Origin of the sequence: Stieleria sedimenti (assembly GCF_025060895.1) — a bacterium.
Classification (GTDB): Bacteria; Planctomycetota; Planctomycetia; order Pirellulales; family Pirellulaceae; genus Stieleria; species Stieleria sedimenti.
Genome location: NZ_JANZKV010000215.1, coordinates 5,773 through 24,285, shown reverse-complemented (window position 1 = coordinate 24,285; position 18,513 = coordinate 5,773). Strand labels below are relative to the sequence as shown.

General features: G+C 58.4%; 13 protein-coding genes. 4 read left to right on the top strand and 9 right to left on the bottom strand.

The features are described 5' to 3' along the window. Window positions 1-1,032 precede the first annotated feature (1,032 nt). The 4 genes from NZK35_RS26315 to NZK35_RS26300 all read right to left on the bottom strand — a co-directional run bounded on the left by NZK35_RS26315 (window position 1,033) and on the right by NZK35_RS26300 (window position 7,340). The gene (locus NZK35_RS26315) at window positions 1,033-2,325 is read right to left on the bottom strand and encodes an RHS repeat-associated core domain-containing protein (protein WP_259635499.1); all 1,293 of its coding nucleotides are present in this window, start codon (window positions 2,323-2,325) and stop codon (window positions 1,033-1,035) included. A 667-nt stretch (window positions 2,326-2,992) separates the two neighbouring features. Continuing rightward, complete coding sequence (locus tag NZK35_RS26310) at window positions 2,993-4,510, bottom strand: hypothetical protein (RefSeq protein WP_259635501.1); 1,518 nt, start codon at window positions 4,508-4,510, stop codon at window positions 2,993-2,995. A gap of 47 nt (window positions 4,511-4,557) precedes the next feature. Next, complete coding sequence (locus tag NZK35_RS26305) at window positions 4,558-7,038, bottom strand: c-type cytochrome (RefSeq protein ID WP_259635498.1); 2,481 nt, start codon at window positions 7,036-7,038, stop codon at window positions 4,558-4,560. Between the two features lie 116 nt (window positions 7,039-7,154). After that, complete coding sequence (locus NZK35_RS26300) at window positions 7,155-7,340, bottom strand: hypothetical protein (protein ID WP_259635497.1); 186 nt, start codon at window positions 7,338-7,340, stop codon at window positions 7,155-7,157. A 209-nt stretch (window positions 7,341-7,549) separates the two neighbouring features. Between NZK35_RS26300 and msrA the strand changes: the two genes are divergently transcribed. Then, complete coding sequence (gene msrA, locus NZK35_RS26295) at window positions 7,550-8,059, top strand: peptide-methionine (S)-S-oxide reductase MsrA (protein WP_259635496.1); 510 nt, start codon at window positions 7,550-7,552, stop codon at window positions 8,057-8,059. 444 nt (window positions 8,060-8,503) lie between these two features. Then, window positions 8,504-8,785 (top strand): BON domain-containing protein, encoded by a 282-nt coding sequence (locus NZK35_RS26290; RefSeq protein ID WP_259635495.1) that lies wholly within the window; start codon window positions 8,504-8,506, stop codon window positions 8,783-8,785. A 578-nt stretch (window positions 8,786-9,363) separates the two neighbouring features. On the opposite strand, the gene NZK35_RS26285 is transcribed toward NZK35_RS26290, so the two are convergent. From NZK35_RS26285 to aceE, 5 genes are all read right to left on the bottom strand, one after another. Beyond that, window positions 9,364-9,843, bottom strand: a complete 480-nt coding sequence (locus NZK35_RS26285) for an ExbD/TolR family protein (RefSeq protein WP_259635494.1) — start codon at window positions 9,841-9,843, stop codon at window positions 9,364-9,366. Next, a complete protein-coding gene (locus tag NZK35_RS26280) occupies window positions 9,840-10,277 on the bottom strand; it encodes an ExbD/TolR family protein (RefSeq protein ID WP_095742184.1) in 438 nt (145 codons plus the stop codon). The genes NZK35_RS26285 and NZK35_RS26280 overlap by 4 nt, the downstream gene beginning before the upstream one ends. After that, window positions 10,274-11,110, bottom strand: coding sequence for a MotA/TolQ/ExbB proton channel family protein (locus NZK35_RS26275; RefSeq protein WP_259635500.1), 837 nt, complete (start codon window positions 11,108-11,110; stop codon window positions 10,274-10,276). The genes NZK35_RS26280 and NZK35_RS26275 overlap by 4 nt, the downstream gene beginning before the upstream one ends. Window positions 11,111-11,772: 662 nt before the next feature. Beyond that, window positions 11,773-13,248, bottom strand: coding sequence for a 2-oxo acid dehydrogenase subunit E2 (locus tag NZK35_RS26270; RefSeq protein ID WP_259635493.1), 1,476 nt, complete (start codon window positions 13,246-13,248; stop codon window positions 11,773-11,775). A gap of 89 nt (window positions 13,249-13,337) precedes the next feature. Then, entirely contained in the window at window positions 13,338-16,067 is a 2,730-nt protein-coding gene (gene aceE / locus NZK35_RS26265) for a pyruvate dehydrogenase (acetyl-transferring), homodimeric type (protein WP_259635492.1), read from the bottom strand. A 496-nt stretch (window positions 16,068-16,563) separates the two neighbouring features. Here aceE and NZK35_RS26260 point away from each other — a divergent pair, with 496 nt between their 5' ends. Together NZK35_RS26260 and NZK35_RS26255 are read left to right on the top strand one after the other, a co-directional pair. Continuing rightward, complete coding sequence (locus tag NZK35_RS26260) at window positions 16,564-17,385, top strand: SDR family NAD(P)-dependent oxidoreductase (protein ID WP_259635491.1); 822 nt, start codon at window positions 16,564-16,566, stop codon at window positions 17,383-17,385. A 73-nt stretch (window positions 17,386-17,458) separates the two neighbouring features. Continuing rightward, window positions 17,459-18,463, top strand: coding sequence for an AAA family ATPase (locus NZK35_RS26255; RefSeq protein ID WP_259635490.1), 1,005 nt, complete (start codon window positions 17,459-17,461; stop codon window positions 18,461-18,463). Window positions 18,464-18,513 lie beyond the last annotated feature (50 nt).

Below are 18,513 nucleotides of genomic sequence, written 5' to 3'. Positions count from 1 at the left end.
CCTTCTTGATAAGGAACTCGTCATCCTGCCTCGCACTGTTCTTATCGGGCTCCGCCCTCGGCGTCGGTGCTGCTCGCTCGCGCTCGGCGCTGCCCTCATCCTTCGGTCGCTGTCAGCACCTCCGTCAACCGTCGGCTCCGCTCGGTCGATCCCTCCCTCACTCCGGTCGGCGAACGATAGCCCGCTCACCTTGTTCAACTTCCAACTTCATCTCTTTCAACTTGGAGCATGGAACTTGAAACCTGAAACTGTACTCCCGCTTCCTGCCATCGTTCTCCGACGGACATCCTGTCACCGACGGGTTTCAGTCGACGGGCATCCTACCCGCCGTGCCTACGGCGTTCTTTTGTGCGTCCGGGTGCGTGGTCGGTCTTGTGGCAAGAACAAGCGACCATCCATTGCGGCGGAAGTCGACTCGGTCCTGTGATCACATTAATCGTCCGCCGCTGCATTTGCGGGATCCAACCCCCGTCCCCTGGTATGTCCCCTTTGATTCGCTTGCGCATGATCGGCATCCCGCCGAAGAACCGGCGGGCATCCTGCCCGCCAAAAAGAAAGGCCGCCTTGCGGCGGCCCTTGTCAACGTCGCTTCACTCCGGTGGTGTTATCGACAAAGAGTCTTGGCTGGTTTGTTTTACTCCAATTGGCCCAGGTTCCACTGGCCCATTCAGCATATCCTTCGCGGTCTTTGCGAACCCATCCGCCCGTTGGCTTTTGTATATATATCCATCGAATGAAAATATTGGCGGCTCCTGATCGGTAGCGACTCGTATTTCCGCCCAGCGTCCAGCGACAAAAAACTTACCTATGTACTGGGGATCCTCAATTCGACCAGGCCCCGTGCGATCATAAGGAATAAGGCACTCAAAGACTCTTACTGTCTCGTCAGGTGCCGACGTTGACACACTATGACCTGTTGAAGTTTGAAAGAGCTCCGCGTGTTGGATCCGAGAATTGACTAGGACATCAAGCTGTGAGCCGTTGGTGTTGCACCCTCCTACGAACACTACCGGAAGCAGGATAGCTGTCAACTTAATCACAGCAAGCTCCCAACTTGTAGTTCTCACTAAACGATTCAGAATGTTGGCCAAAAATGTTAAACGCTACGGCACCAAACCGCTCGGTCAACGGGTTTTTCTCCCAACACCTTCCATTGCAATTCATGTATCCGACCGAATTGCCATCGGCTTCGTAACGCGCCCGGCAGCGCTCCTGACACTTCTTCAGTTTGATCGGATCGTGTTCGTGATACTCTCCGCCAATATCGAATGGATTAGCGAATCTATCTGAGTAGTTAACGTTGACCGTGCAAGACAGAGAGATTGATTCCACCGTTCCATCTTTGCAGCAACTTTTTGTTGCCGAACAACTCCAACTTACATCAGCGGTACCTGTATTGAGAATGTGCTTGTCCCGGAAGAATGCCCATAAACTGCCTTTGGGTACGTTCAGTCCAAAACCGTTCATCCTTTGGTGACCGTTCGTTTGGACAGTCTTTCCACATGTCGCCGCGCTGAACGCAGAGCTCCTTGCCATGCCTCGCAATGCACCCATCGCGTTAGATGATCCATCTATGAAATCCTGCATGTCTTCAGGATCAACAGAATACGGTCTACCTCCGCCAAAGTAGTAGTGCCATGCAAATTGCGGAAAGTCCCAAAGGTCTGGGATGCTAATGTCGGGCAACACAGTGCCGCCGCCAGGCCAAAACATTAACAACCCACCTGGGTCGATACGACCTGTCGGATTAGCCGCCACATACTGATATTGCATTGGCCCGTCCATGTACCCGATCGGGTCTCTGGAGCAGAACCGGCCGGCGATCGCGTCATACATCCGTGCACGGTAGTGGTAGAGACCCAGTTCATCATCCCACTCGCGTCCGGTAAAGGTGTAGCGGTTGCCTTCCGCTGTCGCCGTACGCGCTGTTCCACTGCCATCGAAGATCGACAGACCGCCGTACGCATCGTAAGCGTAACGCTCCTTGATCGTTACGCTTGAATCCGTCAGCGCGGTGACACTGTACTGTTTGGTGCGATGGTAGTAACGCAGTTTGCCGGTGCCGTCGTAGGTGACGGGTTTGTCGATAGAACCTGTGTTGGTGTAGGTTGGGTCGGTCGTAGGGGCGGGTGAGTTGCAACCGGCAGCGGTTTGTTCGTTCTCTTGGAGATAAGCAACCATCGGTGGTTCTGTCGTAGCAGCTGTCGCGGTTTGCGAGGGCATCCCATTGGCCGACAAGGATGAGGTGTGGGGATCGATCTGTGTTCCGATCAGGTTCGGTCCTTCCATTGTGCCGGCTTTTTTTTCGATCAGCGATGACGCCACCTCGATTCGCTTGGACTTGGGAAGAGTATGGGGCGGCTGGGTGGGCGATTCGGTTCCATTTCGATCGCAGCAATAGAGCGGTAAACGGTAGTGTGAATGCCCACTTCGCAGTTTAACCGATCGGTGCCAGTCGATGTCCGGTCTTTCGCTACGGATTCGTTGGGCGGTGTTTGAAGAAGTGAGGGCGTCATCGGAAACGCGGGCCCTCCACTCGCTTCGCTCGACCCTATACGCATCAAGTTAAGCGATCCGTTCCTCAACGAAGTGATAGTCGCCCTCCCTCTGGGAGGGTCGCGGAGGAGTGTGCGCTCGGAGCGGGGAGGGTTGTTGCAACGCCAGGGTTGCTAGCCAGGATGGAGCATCGATGCCGGAAGCCCTCCCCTCGCTTCGCTCGACCCTCCCGCACACGGGAGGGTTGCTTCCTAACTTGGTGCGTGTGCCCCTCGCGTCGCTCGAACCTCCCGCACACGGGAGGGTTGCTTCCTAACTTGGTGCGTATGCCCCTCGCTTCGCTCGCCCCTCCCGCACGCGGGAGGGTTCCTTCTCAACTTGGTGTGTATGCCCCTCGCTTCGCTCGACCCTCCCTGCCAGGAAGGGTGACGGAAATTTGTCGACACCCATGCTCTGCGAGGGAGGGTTTTGCGGCGGTGGTTTGGACCGCGATGGGTTAGGGGGCGGTGGCGGTTTGGTGATCGTTGGGAATTCGATTCAAGGTGTAGTACGCTTCGGGATGCAACAGCGGGTGCCCGGAAGCGTCTCGCACGCCTGCGGCGTTTAGCTCGTGAACAAAGTAGGGCCGCAGGCCTTCGATTCTTAGACGCACGCGCAGTCGATCCTCCGAAACCTCGGCGGCCACAAGGGTCGGCGTTTTGGATTGAATCTCGTCGCTGCCATAGGTCGCATGGTACAGGTAGGTGTAGCTGGTCATGCGATAGGAATTGACGTCGCCGGCCGAATCGGGATCGACCGGTTGGGTGAATGTGAGTTCGAATCCATCCGGTTGGGCGCGCATTTCCTTGATTTCAAAGGGCGTCTTTCCCGTCCAGACCAGACGCTGCAACCCATAACTGGCGCGTCCCAAGCTACTCCAACCTCGATTGGTCAGCCCGACGAACACGCTGCCATCGGCCCCTTGGATCATCCGTAGGACCGCGGAAGCGAACCCGAGCCGAAAGGGAAAGCAAGCGCCCTGGTACTCGCCATCGACCTTTTCCAGGAACACGCGGTTGACGCCCGCCTGCGTGAATTCGCCGACAAACAATTGACCGTCAAACGGCCCAAATTTACCACCGCTTTGGTCCAGCATGATGTCGGTCGCTGATTGCCCCATCTTTTTGTAGGGGAACCAAACAGCGGGCGGACGAAGTTGTTTGAACTGCTCGAGGGCTTGTGGCAACGGCAGACCGCTCGGTACTTTTTCCACCCCGGCGATCGTCGAGCCCGGCTCGTTCATCGACGCGAGCGCTTCGGCGTGATGAAAAAAGGCGCCCGGACGCATGTGATGCAGTGAATTGGTGGCCACCCAATTGCCTTGTTGATCGGTATAGAACATGTCTCCGGCTGCGTTGGCGCCCAAGCCGGACGGCGATCGCATTCCGGCACAGACCGGCAGCAGTTCACCAGCCGGAGTCAGCTTCATGCCCCAGCCGCGCCACCGGCCTTGGCGATACCCGAGTGCGGCGTTGGGCACGATGCGTTTCAGCTGGTCGTCTTTGAGTCCCAAACCGATGTTCAGTGTGATCCACAAATTTCCATCGCCGTCCAGCTTGGGGCCGTAGGCGTATTCGTGATAGTGTCCGGTCACGCCCCAACCTTTCGCGGCCGTCAAGTATTCATCCGCCACATCGTCTCCATCGACGTCGCGCAGCCGCGTCAACTCGCTCCGCTGGGCAGTGTACAAGTCGCCGTTGTGATAGAGCAGTCCGAGTGGTTCGTGCAGCGCGGTGGCGAAACGTTTGTATGTCACGTTGTTGGGCGGGTCGTCATAGACACCGTCTAGGATCCAAACCTCGCCTTTTCGAATCGCCACAGCCAGCCGCGCATCGTCCAGCAGCGCCAGCCCGCCGACTTCCAATGCCAGTCCATCGGGCGCGGGTTTCCAGTTCTTGGATCGCGAGTCCGTCGCCGCTTTGGCAACCGATACATCAATCAGTCGATAATATTCTTCTTCACCGCCGTGCAGCATCGACAGCGGGAAGGTGAGCGTGGTCAACGCTAAAATAATGATTCGAATCACCAACGATACTCCAAAATGGCGGTGTTCCTGTCATGCGAGTCGAAGGGGATCAGCCACTGGTCGACACCACCGGACCGACGCAACGTGCCAGTTCGCGCGAGATCCTCCGACAGGGTGACGGTCAAACCTTGTCGATCGGAAACGGCCAGTTCGCCGTGCGGTTTCAGTCGCTCGGCCGCATGAGCCACCAGGTATAGTTTCCGGTCCGAGGTCTCGCCGCGAATCTTTCCCGTGCGTTTGACCGTCACCGAACGCCTGAGCGTTCCTGATTCGGTTGCCTCGATACGGTCTTCGATCGACCAGCCGGCGACGTCGTACAGAAAGGTCGGTACGCCGGCAGCATCCAGCCGATAGCCGCGGAATCGGTAGTGGGCATTTTCCCCCTCGTGTTCACCGCCGTTTTCATCAACGATCACCACGGGACCGGCCGGCATTGTCATTTGGGCGTCACCCAACGGATCCGCCGGCGGGGTGAAACGCTCGAACCAAGTGCCACGGGCGTCCAGGAAACGCTGCTTCCAACCGATCGCCAACCGCATCTGCTCGGCATCGAATGCAAAATGGACGCCTTGTGGAAAGCCGACCGCGATGGCGTGCGTTCCCGCTTGTTCCATGAACGTCCGCAGCACGATCGGTTGTCCGCTGGGCGCGAGTTCGTAGTTCGCCGAACGCACCGTCTCAATTTTTTCCGGCAGCGGCTCCCGGTCCAGGTCTCTCAAATATGCCCAGATCGCTGAGATCTGTTGCCGAACATCGCCGTCGAGCAATTCGGGCCGATTGCTCTTTCCGTCTGGGAAAAAGGTGGGCATGCGTGTCCGTTTTTTGACCGCGCTGGGATTGAGTACAAATTCGTAGAACCACTTTGAATCGATGCGGTTGGTGGTCCCCGCCAAATCGATCCCGACGACACCGGGCAAACTCTCGCCGCGGAACGCATGGCAACCGACACAGCCGGTGTTGACCAGGTCGCGTCCGGCATCGGCCATCTCCTGTTGCGGCGGCAGAATGTCAACCGCGTCAGATTGGTCCACTCGATCGGCTTCTTGAAATCCACGGACCAGCGGATCAACCGTGTCAGCGGAATACGACGGCATGCGGGCGGTCATGAAGGGGCGATGGGGGACTGTTTTGGGATGGAAGACGGCGGCCAGAGCTTTGGGCAGCAATTTCCGGCCAACGCCACCCAGCGTCGGCGGCAACCGACCTTCGTCACCCAAGTCCACGTGGCCGACGGTTTCGAAGTAGGCTTTGCGGAACCGTCCGACTCCACCCCGTTCGTCGCGTCGATGACAGCCATAACAATTCAGTTGCAGCATCCGGAAATCGACCTCGTCTGCTGCCGCGTGGTTTTCGATCCGTCGGGCGTTCAGTCGGGCCCGAATGGCGTTGCGTTGGTCGTCATCGAAGGCGTACCGGGGCATCTCACCGGCGGGGTTTTCGATGCAGCTTGCTGCTGCGGCAGCGTTGAGTTTCAACAGCGGCTGTGCAGGCGCAGCGGCCAGTGCATCGGAGGCATCGTGGCAGGCCGCACAACGTAATTGAACGAACAACGCGCGTCCTTGTTCCACCCTACTTTGCGGCGCATCGTTCGATTGAATCTCGATCTGTTTGGTCGTTTGATCCCGCAGCAGATGGGCCGCGATGTCGGCTGCTTCCAGCGGTGAGAGTCGCAACGAAGGCATCCGCGCACTGGGGCGTGTCTTGGTCGGATCCAGCAGCATCATCGTCAACGAACGCAGCGAATACTTGCTGACCAGATCACCATGCGGCACCGAATCCACTCGCCGTGCTTCGCTGGCCAAACCCAGATCGGCGATTTCTTCGGGATCGAGCTGCTCGATCAGCTCGTCGATCGCTGACGGTTTCGATTCGACGGTTTCATAATCCGGGTCGGGGTCATGGCAGGCCACGCAACCGACCGTGTGATACAGCTTATTGCCGCGATCGGCGTCGCCCCGTTTCCAAAATTCGTGGACGACCGGCAGGGCACCACCGGCTTTGATCACGGCAAACGGTTGTTGTTGGGAACCCAGGAATGCGACGAGTGCGTCGATCGCTTCGCCGCGTTGCGACTCCGGAAGCTGCGATAACACGTGCGGCATCGTCGTTTCAGGTTTCATCGCCGCGGGATCGGCCAGATACTGTTTCAGCCACGTCGGTTGCAGCCGATTACCGGCACCGCTGAGCCGCGGACCGCGTTTGGGTTGCAGCCAAGGATCATCCGAAGCGTGGCAGCTGACACAGCTCAGCTCGCTGATCGACAGCGCCCCGGCCAGCGTCGGGGAGAGTTCATCATGCCGCGCGAATCGATCAAAACCGCTGACCATCGGTGCGACGATCGAATCCGCGTCTGCCGTCTTGGGAGTTTGTTCCTCGGCTTGCGCAACGCTCGCAATGGCGATCGCAAATGCGAAAACAACCGGCCAGCAACACCGACCAACGATGGGTCTCCGTCGTGTGAGTGACTCTGCTTTCATAGCGACTCGGCGACGGTCAAACGGAAATGGGCGGGTTTCTTCATTGCGTGTGCATCAGTGAAGCGTGAAGTTGGGAAGCGGAGGGACGCACATCATATTCCCATTGGAGGCGACCGTCAGCCAACGCCCGGCTCGTCATCGTCGATTCGCAAGGATTCACGCCGATTCAGCAGGCGAGCGGCATGCACAGCATGCCCTACTTCTTCGGTTCGCGCGATGTGCGTGGCGTCGGTCTTCAGGGTGGGATCGGCAACGATCAGGTTCGTAGCGGCTGGCAGGTCAAATGGCAGCAGCAAACCCATGCGAGAGCACGGGGAGGCGGGAGTCTTCAGTCTCGATTTTACCACCTGGTAACGGTTCTCCAATACGCGATTCCGGCCCCATGGGCACTGTTCTTGCCCGATATAATCAAACCGTACGGGATGCCTTCGGCGTTTGGGCTGATGCCGAGACCCTGATGTGATCAATCGGACGAGTATGATCGTCTACAAAAAGTAAGGGAGCCATGATGATGACAGACCGAGCGGTGTTAGCGGGCGGGTGTTTTTGGGGCATGGAAGATCTGTTTCGCAAGCAACCCGGGGTGGTGTCGACACGATGCGGATACACCGGCGGAGACGTCGATAACGCGACCTATCGAAACCACGGCACACACGCCGAAGCAATCGAAGTGATTTTTGACCCCAGTGAAACAAGTTTTCGAAGGCTTCTGGAGTTTTTTTTCCAGGTCCATGATCCGACCACGTTGAACCGGCAAGGCAACGACCGCGGAATGTCCTATCGCTCGGCGATCTACTTCACCAACGAGGACCAACAACGCACGGCATTGGAAACGATCCAGGAAGTCAACGCGTCGGGGATTTGGCCGGGCGAGGTCGTCACAGAAGTCGAACCGGCCGGTGACTTCTGGGAAGCCGAACCGGAGCACCAAGATTACCTACTGCGCCATCCCGGCGGTTACACCTGCCACTTCATCCGCCCCGACTGGGTGTTACCGAAAAAGACCCAAGCGAATTCGTGATTGGTTGCCGCACAACCACACCGTTTGGCAAGACGCTCTGCTCGGTTGTTAGCGGCGGGGCGCAAGCCCTCCGGTCTCACGCGCCGCCCTGCGGCGGTACCGGACGGCTCGCGCCGTGCCGCGAGAACGGTTGCTTGTTCGGGAACGGTCCGTTGCTGCTGTCACGATTGAGTTGAATCCGGCGATAGTGAAAGTCTCTTCAGTTGACGCCGACTTCGCATACCCTAGAATCGTCCCAATCGCGGTTGGCGACCAATCGTGATTCTCTCATCAAAGAAAGATTCTTGCGCCTGATGATCCGGGCACCTTGGGAAATCGTAGTCCCTGGAGAGTTCATCAACTGGCCGTGGCAGAACGGGCAACCGTTTCGCTCAATAGCATGATCGGGTTTGCTGTCGAATCGGCTTCGCTGCGGTAACGACTCATTCACGCAAGGAGATGACGATGTTATGCGCGCCACCCATGAAGGAGCAGAAACCAACGGTGCTAGAAAGTGACTTCAAACAAACGCAACGAGAAGAGCATGAACAGACCTTGTTGCGGACGCTCGGCGAAAGTGGTCATCCCCAACTCGCCAATGTCGCCTGTGATTACTGCGACGGGCGAATCGTGCTGTCCGGGCGAGTGACATCGTATTACCTGAAACAAGTAGCACAGGAAATTGTCCGAAAGATCGACGCGACAGCGCCGGTCGACAACCACTTGCGAGTGGTCGTCCCTCAGTGATCGACCGAACTCGTCCGTCACCGGACGTGTCTCGCGTTTTGTCTCGGGTCTGCGCTGCCAGACGTGTCGCGAATTCCCGCGGCGTGTCGTCTAGCGATATTTTTTAACAACGGAGTGATCGTATGCCTCAACTGAAGTTCTGCAAGACTTGTCCGATCTGTGGACGCAAAAGCTTGATCCCCATCCATTGTCTCGGAAAAAGCATGACTTGCGGACACTGCCACGGTGATTTTCGGGCCACCGACAGCACCGACAGCAGGGAAGAAGGATCGGAGCTGATGGATCGAGTGGAATCCCTGCTCGCCAGCAGCGGCGATCAACATCGTACACCCGCTGTCCCACACCTCCGTTTGTCGATCTAAGCCCGCGTGCGTTCGCGACCGACGGAAAGCGATGCGGACGATTCGCTCGTCGCGAAAGTGTCCCAGGTGGCGGAATGACGGAATGAATTGATTTGGCAGAATGATACGGGGCAGAATCACCGACGACCCCATCATCCTGCTTTCCCTTCACTCGCCGAGGCCGCCGTCTGGCGACGGCAGCGACGCTACCGGAGACCGCCATCGTCCGGCGGTTGCTTAGCGTCGCGGCTTGGCGAACTTGATTTTTTCGATCAATTTGACGACTTGATCGGTATCGTCTCGGTAGCCACTGACTGACGTGATCGCCTGGATCACGTAGGCGTAGCGGAGGTTGTAATCGGTATCGATTTCGATCTCGGGGCCGTCGTCATCTTCGGCCGGTTCGTCGGTTCCGACCAAGCCGATCACGTTGGCGCGGAGCTTAGTGAAGTCGGTGCCGAGATTGATTTCGTTGAGCGACATCGATGTCAATTTGCCATCGTTGTCGGCCCGCAGTCGCAACTTCAGTGGCAGATCCGTGACGTCGGAGGTAGCGTTGCTGTCACCGGCCAAGGGCATTCGGACGGTGAAGTCGCCTTCCATTTCGACGATTTTGAACGTCATCACAAAGAAAACGAGCAGCAGGAAAACGATGTCGATCATGCTGGTCATGTTCAACTCGTTCTTTTCGTGCTCGACCTCATGCCGCATCCTCATGATCGATCCTCCTTGGCACGCAGCGCGAATTGTTCAAGTTGCTGATCTTGAGCGACGCGGATGATCTCTTGAACCTGGCCGGCCGCGACGTCTTGGTGACCACGAATGATCACGTTGGCGTCCTTGGGCGATTTCTTTTCGGCTCTCAAGACCGCCAGTTCGCGGCGCAGTCCGGTGCTGAGCGTTTCGGTGGTGTAGCTGTCGCCGCCAAGAATGATCTCGCCGTCTTTCGCGACGTGCAAGATGATCGGAAACTCCAGTGGTTTTTCCGGCGGCTTGACCAGTTGGCTGCTCGGCAACACGACCCGTTCGTTTGACTCGGTTTGCGAAAAGTTGATCAGCACCATAAAGAACGCGATCAACTGAAACGTCATGTCAATCATCGGAGTCAAATCGCCTTCGGCCAAGTTCGGCTTCTTTGACTTGACCTTCACTGCGCGCCGCCTCCTGGTTGAATGTCTTCAAAACGGCTCATCAAGTTTTCGCTCTGCACCCCAACTTCCAACAGCAATCGCGCGACGCGGTTTCGCAAGATGTTGTAGGCCGCGATCGCCGGGATGGCGACGGCCAAGCCGACCAGGGTCGTAAACAACGCGGTCGAAATCCCTTCGGCCAGCTGGGCCGGTTTGGGGGTTTGCGGGCTGGTGGCGATCACGCGAAAGGATGCGATCATCCCTTGAACCGTACCGAACAAGCCGATCATCGGGCTCAGGTTTCCGATCAGTGCCATGTAGCTCAATCGGTGCTCGAGCTTCATGCTCTCCTCCTCACCGACTTCCTGCATCCCTTCGATCGCTTTGTTGTAGCCCCGTGAGATCTTGGCCAGGCCGGCAGACAGCACTTGGCCGAGGACCGATTCGTCGGTCCGAGCCATGTCGTAAGCTTCCTGGAACTGCTTCGCGTTGAGTTTCTCTTCGAAGCTTTCGATCAGTTCATTCGGGCACAGCGTCTCGCGGCGGGCGGCCAGCATGTTCATCACAAACAGTGAAACCAGTGTGACCGACAGCAGCAAAAAAATGATCAAATACGTGTAGCCCAGTGAATCGAGCACCCAGGTCAACAGCGAATCCGATGGGGGCGTCGCAGCATCCCCACCACCGGCTCCACCACCACCGGCGTCTCCACCCCCTAACGCACCTCCGCCATCCGCGGGACCACCACCGGCAGCATCGGCCGGTGGTGCGGCCTCTTCGCCAGGACCCGCGATGTCGGCGAATTCATCCATCGCCTCGTCTTGAGCCACCGCCATTCCAACCGGCCCCGACATGCAGAACAGTGCCGTGACGATTAAAATCGCGGCCTTGACAACAACACTGGATCGACTGGGGAGCCCAAATACCTGGAGCGGGCCATACACGTTGGTCATCAACGACATTCTCCGAAAGAAAAGCTGGAATCTTGATGGGATAGCGGTGGGCAAACGACGCATCGGGGCGCGCACAGGAGAACCCTACGGCACCAAAACACGACCTTAGAACAGAATAGTCTATCAGACGTGCTCAATCACCGGTCAACATCCCGCCGGAAACAGCGGTTTCGCGCCGGCTGCTGCCGCTCTAGTCGGCAAGGCTCGCAAAACCCCGCCGCCGCGTACGCCCAGCCCGTCGATTGACATACGAAAGACGACTAGGAGAATGGGGAACTGTTGTTTCCCAGTTGTCACAGACCGGATCACAATGGAAGATCCTGAAAGTGTTAGCGGAACGGTGCGAGCGGGCCGTCGTTTATGTGAGCCGCGATGGGTAAGCGGCCGGGCATTGCAACGCCCGCCCGAGGCCTGACGGCCAGCGGCTCACCATTGACTCAGCAGATCCCGACCAATCCGACAGCCCGCGAGCCGTCCGGTTTCAGCGTGAACGACCGGAGGGCTCGCGCCCTGCCGCTAACAAAAGAACGAACTCGCGCCCCGAACCCGGTCCCCGGTCAAAATCAGAATGCCAGCAGCAGACGGCTGGGGGCTTCCAGCAGGCCAATCACGTCATTGAGAAACCGTGCTGCGGTGCCGCCGTCGACCAAGCGATGGTCGTAGGAGAGTGAGAGCGGCATCATCAATCTCGGCTGGATCGAATCGTCGGGCATCACCACGGGCAGTTTGCGGCTGCGGCCGACCAGCAAAATTGCGACTTCCGGGACGTTGATGATCGGCGTGGAATATTGCCCACCGATGGCCCCCAGGTTACTGATCGTAAACGACCCGCCGCGGAGGTCGTTGACGGCAAATTGTCCGCTGCGCACTTTGCCGGCCATTTCGGCCAGTGTCCGCGTCACGCCGGGCACGCTCATCCGATCGGCATCTTTCATGACAGGGACGACCAAGCCGCGGTCGGTATCCACGGCGATGCCGATGTTGACGTAGTCTTTGTAGATCAACTGTTCGTTTTCTTGATCGATCGTCGCGTTGATCGCCGGATGGTGCTTCAGGGCCGTCGCAACCGCTTTGATCAAAAACGGCATGGTCGTCAATTTCAGACCTTGCTTGGCGTAGTCGTCCTTGCTGGTCTGGCGAAGATGTTCCAGCTCGGTGATGTCGGCATCGTCGAAATTGGTCACCCGGGGAACGGTCGACCAGCTGACATGCATCTGTTTACTGATCGTCTTGCGAATCTTGCTCATTCGTTCGACGTGAATCGAGCCGAAATCATCCATCGCGGGCGTGCCGGGTCGATCGGACCCCAAGGCGGCCGCGGGGTCAGCAGCCGCAGCAGGAGCCGCAGGCGTGGCGGCGGGGGGTGCAGCGGCAGCCTGACCGGCCGTGGCTTGGCTTGCCGATTGACTGGCGGCACGAACGGCCGCCAACACGTCGTCACGCGTGATGCGTCCGCCCTCGCCGGTTCCCGTCACCCGCGCCAAATCGACTCCGACTTCGCGTGCAAAGCGACGGACCGCCGGACCGGCCGGTATCACGCCGCTTTCGCCATCAGAATCGGCCGACTCGGCCGGTGTCGCAGCCGAAGTGGCGGGTGTGGCAGCAGGTGCGGGTGCGGCAGGCTGGGCCGCTGGAGCTGCGGCAGCAGGAGCAGGAGTTGTCGGAGCGGGCGTCGGTGCGGCCTGGGCCGGCGGCTCCGGCGTTTCGTCCTTGGGCGGTTCTGCTTGAGGTGCCTCGGCTTTGGGTGTCTCGGCTTTGGGCGTTTCCGGAGCCGGCTCGGCGGCCGGTGCCGCGGCGCCCGATTCGGCTTCGACTTCGATCAACACGCCACCGATCGGCACCGTGTCCCCTTCGCTGACCGCAATCTTCGAAACCTTTCCGCTGACCGACGAAGGAACCGGAACGGTCGCCTTGTCCGTTTCCATTTCAACGATGTCTTGGCCTTCGGAGATGACGTCTCCGACCGAGACGAACACTTCTAATACGTCACCGGATTCGATGCCGTCACCAAGATCGGGAAGGGTAACTTCAGTAGCCATAGATGGATTATCAGCGATAGGAGAGAACAAGCGCGAAGGCATCGTGCCCTCGCTCGGTCGAAGGATAAACTTAGATCAAAAACGATCGACTAAGCATAATAAGGGTCGGGCTTGTCTGCGTCATAGCCGAGGTCATCGATCGCCTGTTTGACGTCGGTCGGCGAAACGACACCGGCCTTGCAAAGTCGACTGAGCGTGGCGATTGTGATCGATTCTTTGTCGACCTCAAAGTGCCGACGCAGCGCTTCGCGGGTTTCGCTGCGGCCCATGCCGTCGGTCCCCAGGACATAGTAGTCGCCGGGGATCCACGGCGTCAGTTGCTCGCCCAAGGCGCGAACGTAGTCGCTGGCCGAGACGAACGGACCTTCGACTCCGTCGAGCACCTCTTCCAGGTAGCTCTTCCTCGGTGTCTCGGTGGGGTGCAACATATTCCAGCGGTCGCACGCGGCGGCATCGCGGCGGAGCTGCGTGTAGCTGGTCACACTCCAAACGTCGCTGGCAACTCCATATTTTTCGGCCAGCAATTCTTGGGCGGCAAGCACGCTGTTGAGAATCGCTCCGCTGCCGAACAACTGAACACGAGCTTTCGCCTTGTCGACATCTCGGCTGCGGTACTTGTAAATGCCTTTGACGATTCCTTCTTCGCATCCTTCGGGCATTTCCGGATGCGTGTACTCTTCGTTCTCGCTCATCAGGTAATAGATGCACTGTTCACCCTCGGCGTACATCTTCTGCAAGCCTTCCTGGATGATCACGACGGCTTCGTAGGCGAACGCGGGGTCGTAGGACCGCACGGTCGGGAAGGCGATCGCGTTGAGCAAACTGTGCCCGTCCTGGTGCTGCAGGCCTTCGCCGTTGAGCGTGGTTCGGCCCGCCGTCCCTCCGACCAGGAATCCCTTGGCTCGCATGTCGGCGGCGGCCCAGATCAGGTCACCGATGCGTTGGAAACCGAACATGCTGTAGTAGATGAAGAACGGAATCATGTTGACGCCGTGACAACTGTAGGCGGTCCCGGCGGCATTGAAGCTGGCCATCGACCCCGCCTCGGTGATGCCTTCTTCCAAGATCTGGCCGTCCTGCGCCTCTTTGTATTTCTGTAGAATCGCCGAATCGATCGGTTCGTACAATTGTCCGGCGTGGGCGTAGATCCCGAACTGGGTGAACATCCCTTCCATCCCGAACGTCCGCGATTCATCCGGAACGATCGGCACCATGAATTTGCCGATCTTCTTATCGCGGCACAGGGCAATCAGCGTTTGAACGACAGCGAATGTCGTGCTGATGCTTTTGTTTTCCAGCCGCTTGATCGTTTTCTGCATGTCGGCAAGCGACGGAACTTCGAGCGTCGGATGCTCGGTCGGGCGAGAGGGCAGGTAGCCGCCCAAAGCCTTGCGTCGCTCGTGCAAGTATCTGATTTCGTGGCTGTTTTCCGGCGGCTTGTAGAACGGCGTGTTGACGACTTCATCATCGCTGATCGGGATCCCGAACCGCGATCGGAATTCCAGCAACTCGGCCTCGTTCAGTTTTTTCTGGTTGTGGGCGACGTTGCGCCCTTCGCCGGCTTCGCCCAAGCCATAGCCCTTGATCGTCTTGGCCAACACGACGGTCGGCTTTCCGTTCTGCAGACTGACGGCTTTTTGATAGGCCGCGTAGACTTTCTCGGGATCGTGCCCGCCGCGCCGCATCTTCTCCAGCTTTTCGTCGCTGTAGTTTTCGACCAGCTTGAGGAGTTCGGGGTACTTGCCGAAGAAGTGTTCGCGAATGTAGCTGCCCGGCATACCGGTGTACTTCTGGTACTGACCGTCGACGACCTCGCCCATCCGCTTGGCCAGCAAGCCCGTGGTGTCGCGGGCGAGCAGTTCGTCCCACTCGCTGCCCCAGATGACCTTGATCACGTTCCAGCCCGCACCGCGGAAGATCGATTCTAATTCTTGAATGATCTTTCCGTTACCGCGGACCGGTCCGTCCAATCGTTGCAAATTGCAGTTGATGACGAAGATCAGGTTGTCCAGTTTTTCTCGCGAGGCCAGTCCGATCGCGCCGAGTGTTTCCGGTTCGTCACATTCACCGTCGCCGAGGAACGCCCAGACCTTTTGGCCGCTGGTGTCTTTGATCCCGCGATCGCGCAGATATTCATTGAAACGCGCCTGGTAGATCGCCATGATCGGTCCCAGCCCCATCGAGACCGTCGGGTACTCCCAAAAATCGGGCATCAACCAGGGGTGCGGGTAGCTGCTCAGTCCACCTTCGGGTTCCAGCTCACGTCGAAAATTGATCAGTTTTTCTTTGCACAACCGGCCTTCCAGGAACGCCCGACTGTACATTCCCGGCGACGCGTGGCCTTGGAAGTAAACCGAATCACCGCTGTATCCGTCTTCGCCGCGGCCTTTGAAAAAGTGATTGAAGGCGACTTCGTAAAGCGTCGCGCTGGAGGCAAAGGTACTGATGTGACCGCCGATTCCCCCGCCGCGTTTGTTGCCTCCGACGACCATCGCCATCGCGTTCCAGCGGATGATCGATTTGATGCGTCGTTCCAAATCACGGTTACCCGGATAAGCCGGCTCGTCATGCACCGGAATCGTGTTCAGGTACGGCGTGGTCGTGTCGGCGGCCGCTTGCACGCCTTGCTCGGCGGCGCGATCGCGGAGTTTCTCGAGCAGAAAACGAACTCGATCATGACCTTTGCTCTTGAGCACATATTCGAGCGACGAAAGCCACTCCTTCGTTTCTGAAGCATCAATATCGACTTCAGCGCTCCGCTCAAGTTCGCCAAGTTGCTTTTTCACTTCATCCTGGGCGATCATCTTCGAGTCGTTCATACAAGCAAGTTCCCTGAAGGCAAGTTCACAAATCGAATCAGCGGTCGCGCTGTCCGTTTCAAGCTGACCGTTTCAATCAGCGACCGAATCATTCGGCGGGTCGTTCCACTCTTCGGCGTCTCAAACGCACAATATTCACTCCGATGGAAATCCACGCGGGTGATCATGATTCTTCCCAACAACCGAAGCGTTACGGTAACTCGAAGGCCACCGTTGATCCAATTTGAAGAGTTTATGGCATTTGTGCAGCCCCAAAAGGGTAGCCGCCGGGGGCTTGCGACGACAAGGGCCTGGCGTTAATACGTGGTCCTGGCGTCCATTGTGGCGGACAGACAGGGGCAGCAATTGCCACTGCGACTTTTTAGCTTCCGGCGACCCGACGAACAAACCCCCTCCACAGGGCTGCCGCCGCCGTCAACATTGCCTATCGAAGCGATTCGAGCATCCACGGTCCGAACCGCCCAAACTCATGCAAGCGTGCCCCCTCCGAGCTGTCGTGACCGGTGCTTCGTCAGGGATCGGTCGTCAGATCGCGATCGGACTGGCGCGACAATACGGCTCGCACGGCTCGGCCGGCCGTGAAACCGCCGCGGCGAACTTGGTGATCCATTTCCGCAAGAATCAGCGAGGCGCCGAGGAAACCGCTGCTGCGGTGGAATCGTTGGGAGCGACGACCCGTCTGATTCAAGCCGACATCTGCCAGGCGGAACAGCGGCGACGGTTGCTCGAGGAGAGCTGGGATTTTCTCGGCCCGCCGACCACTTGGGTGAACAACGCCGGCGCTGACGTCCTCACCGGCGAGTTTCGAAATGAATCGTTCGCCGAAAAACTGCGGCGACTGATCGAAACCGATGTCCTGGCAACGATCGATCTGAGCCGCCAGGTGATCCGGCGCTGGATCAGCGACTTCTCCAGCGGCGATTCGAAACCAGACGCTGCAGACGCCTTGCCGGTGCAGCCACCGTCGATGACGTTTATCGGTTGGGACCAGGCGCCCCTGGGCATGGAAGGCGATGCCGGGCAGATGTTCGGTCCCGTCAAAGCCGCCGTGATGGCGTTTGCCAACAGCGTCGCGCAAGAGGTCGGCCCGAACATTCGAGTCAACACGGTCGCCCCCGGTTGGATCAAGACGGCATGGGGAGAAACAACAGATTCGTATTGGGACGGCCGGGCACGGCGGCAATCGTTGATGAATCGCTGGGGGACGCCCGAAGACGTGGCTCGGGCGGTGTGTTTCGTAGCCGATCCGGACAACACGTTTTGCAGCGGCCAAACGATTCAGGTCAACGGCGGCTGGAGCCGGACACACCCGCGCTGAATTCGTTAGACTGCTCCACTGACCAGAAAGGGCGGCAACGCCTCCGCATCGTTTTTCTCCTCTTGAGTGATTTATGACCAGCGCTGATGAATCGACACAAGCGAAAGCCGACCACTTTCGCGAGCGTTATGAACAAGTTCGTGAAATGATCGGCCGCGTCATCGTGGGACATGACGACATCGTCCAGGGAGTGTTGACGGCGATGCTGTGTGGCGGACACTGCCTGTTGGAAGGTGTGCCGGGGCTGGGCAAAACGATGCTGGTGCGAACCTTGTCCGAAGTGTTGGATTTGGACTTCAACCGAATCCAATTCACACCGGACTTGATGCCGGCAGATATTCTGGGGACCAACATGATCGTCGAATCCGAAGACGGTCGACGTCAGTTTCAATTTCAACGCGGACCGGTCTTCACCCAGATTCTGCTCGCCGACGAAATCAACCGCGCGACGCCCAAGACGCAATCCGCGATGCTGGAAACGATGCAAGAGGGCACGGTCACGGCCGCCGGTGCGCGCTACGAACTGGAACAGCCCTTCTTCGTCTTGGCGACCCAAAACCCGATCGAACAAGAGGGCACCTATCCGCTGCCGGAAGCTCAACTGGACCGGTTCCTGTTCAAATTGGTTGTCGGCTACAGCAGCCGTGACGATCTCAACACGATCGTCGAACGAACCACGCGGGGCGAAAAACCGCAGATCGAAAAGGTGATGGATGGGGTAGAGATTCGCGGGATGCAAGCCATGGTGCGCGACGTCGTGCTGACGCCTCCGATCCGCGACTACTTGGTCCGACTGACCCTGGCCACCCATCCCGACGGCGCCCACTCGGTCGACGCCACCAATCAATACGTGCGTTGGGGTGCCAGTCCGCGGGGCGCCCAGACCCTGGCGTTGGCGTCGAAAGTCCGCGCCATCCTGGCCGGACGGTACAACGTCAGTTTCGAAGACATCCGCCGCGTCTATTTGCCGACGATGCGACACCGCGTGCTGCTCAACTTCGAAGCCCAAGCCGAGGGCATCGAAACCGATTCGGTGCTGCTGGAGATTCTGGAGAAAGTCCGCGAAGCTGCTGAATAGCGGACTCGCCTCCCTTGTTCCCGGGCTCCGCCCCAATACCGCTAAGTTAA

Excerpts from the sequence above, each read along its gene's own strand:
- NZK35_RS26310 (WP_259635501.1), bottom strand. The coding sequence starts at position 4,510 with ATGCTGCACGGCGGTGAAGAAGAATATTATCGACTGATTGATGTATCG.
- NZK35_RS26305 (WP_259635498.1), bottom strand. The coding sequence starts at position 7,038 with ATGAAAGCAGAGTCACTCACACGACGGAGACCCATCGTTGGTCGGTGT.
- NZK35_RS26300 (WP_259635497.1), bottom strand. The coding sequence starts at position 7,340 with ATGGGTTTGCTGCTGCCATTTGACCTGCCAGCCGCTACGAACCTGATC.
- msrA (WP_259635496.1), top strand. The coding sequence starts at position 7,550 with ATGACAGACCGAGCGGTGTTAGCGGGCGGGTGTTTTTGGGGCATGGAA.
- NZK35_RS26290 (WP_259635495.1), top strand. The coding sequence starts at position 8,504 with ATGTTATGCGCGCCACCCATGAAGGAGCAGAAACCAACGGTGCTAGAA.
- NZK35_RS26285 (WP_259635494.1), bottom strand. The coding sequence starts at position 9,843 with ATGAGGATGCGGCATGAGGTCGAGCACGAAAAGAACGAGTTGAACATG.
- NZK35_RS26275 (WP_259635500.1), bottom strand. The coding sequence starts at position 11,110 with ATGTCGGGGCCGGTTGGAATGGCGGTGGCTCAAGACGAGGCGATGGAT.
- NZK35_RS26270 (WP_259635493.1), bottom strand. The coding sequence starts at position 13,248 with ATGGCTACTGAAGTTACCCTTCCCGATCTTGGTGACGGCATCGAATCC.
- aceE (WP_259635492.1), bottom strand. The coding sequence starts at position 16,067 with ATGAACGACTCGAAGATGATCGCCCAGGATGAAGTGAAAAAGCAACTT.
- NZK35_RS26255 (WP_259635490.1), top strand. The coding sequence starts at position 17,459 with ATGACCAGCGCTGATGAATCGACACAAGCGAAAGCCGACCACTTTCGC.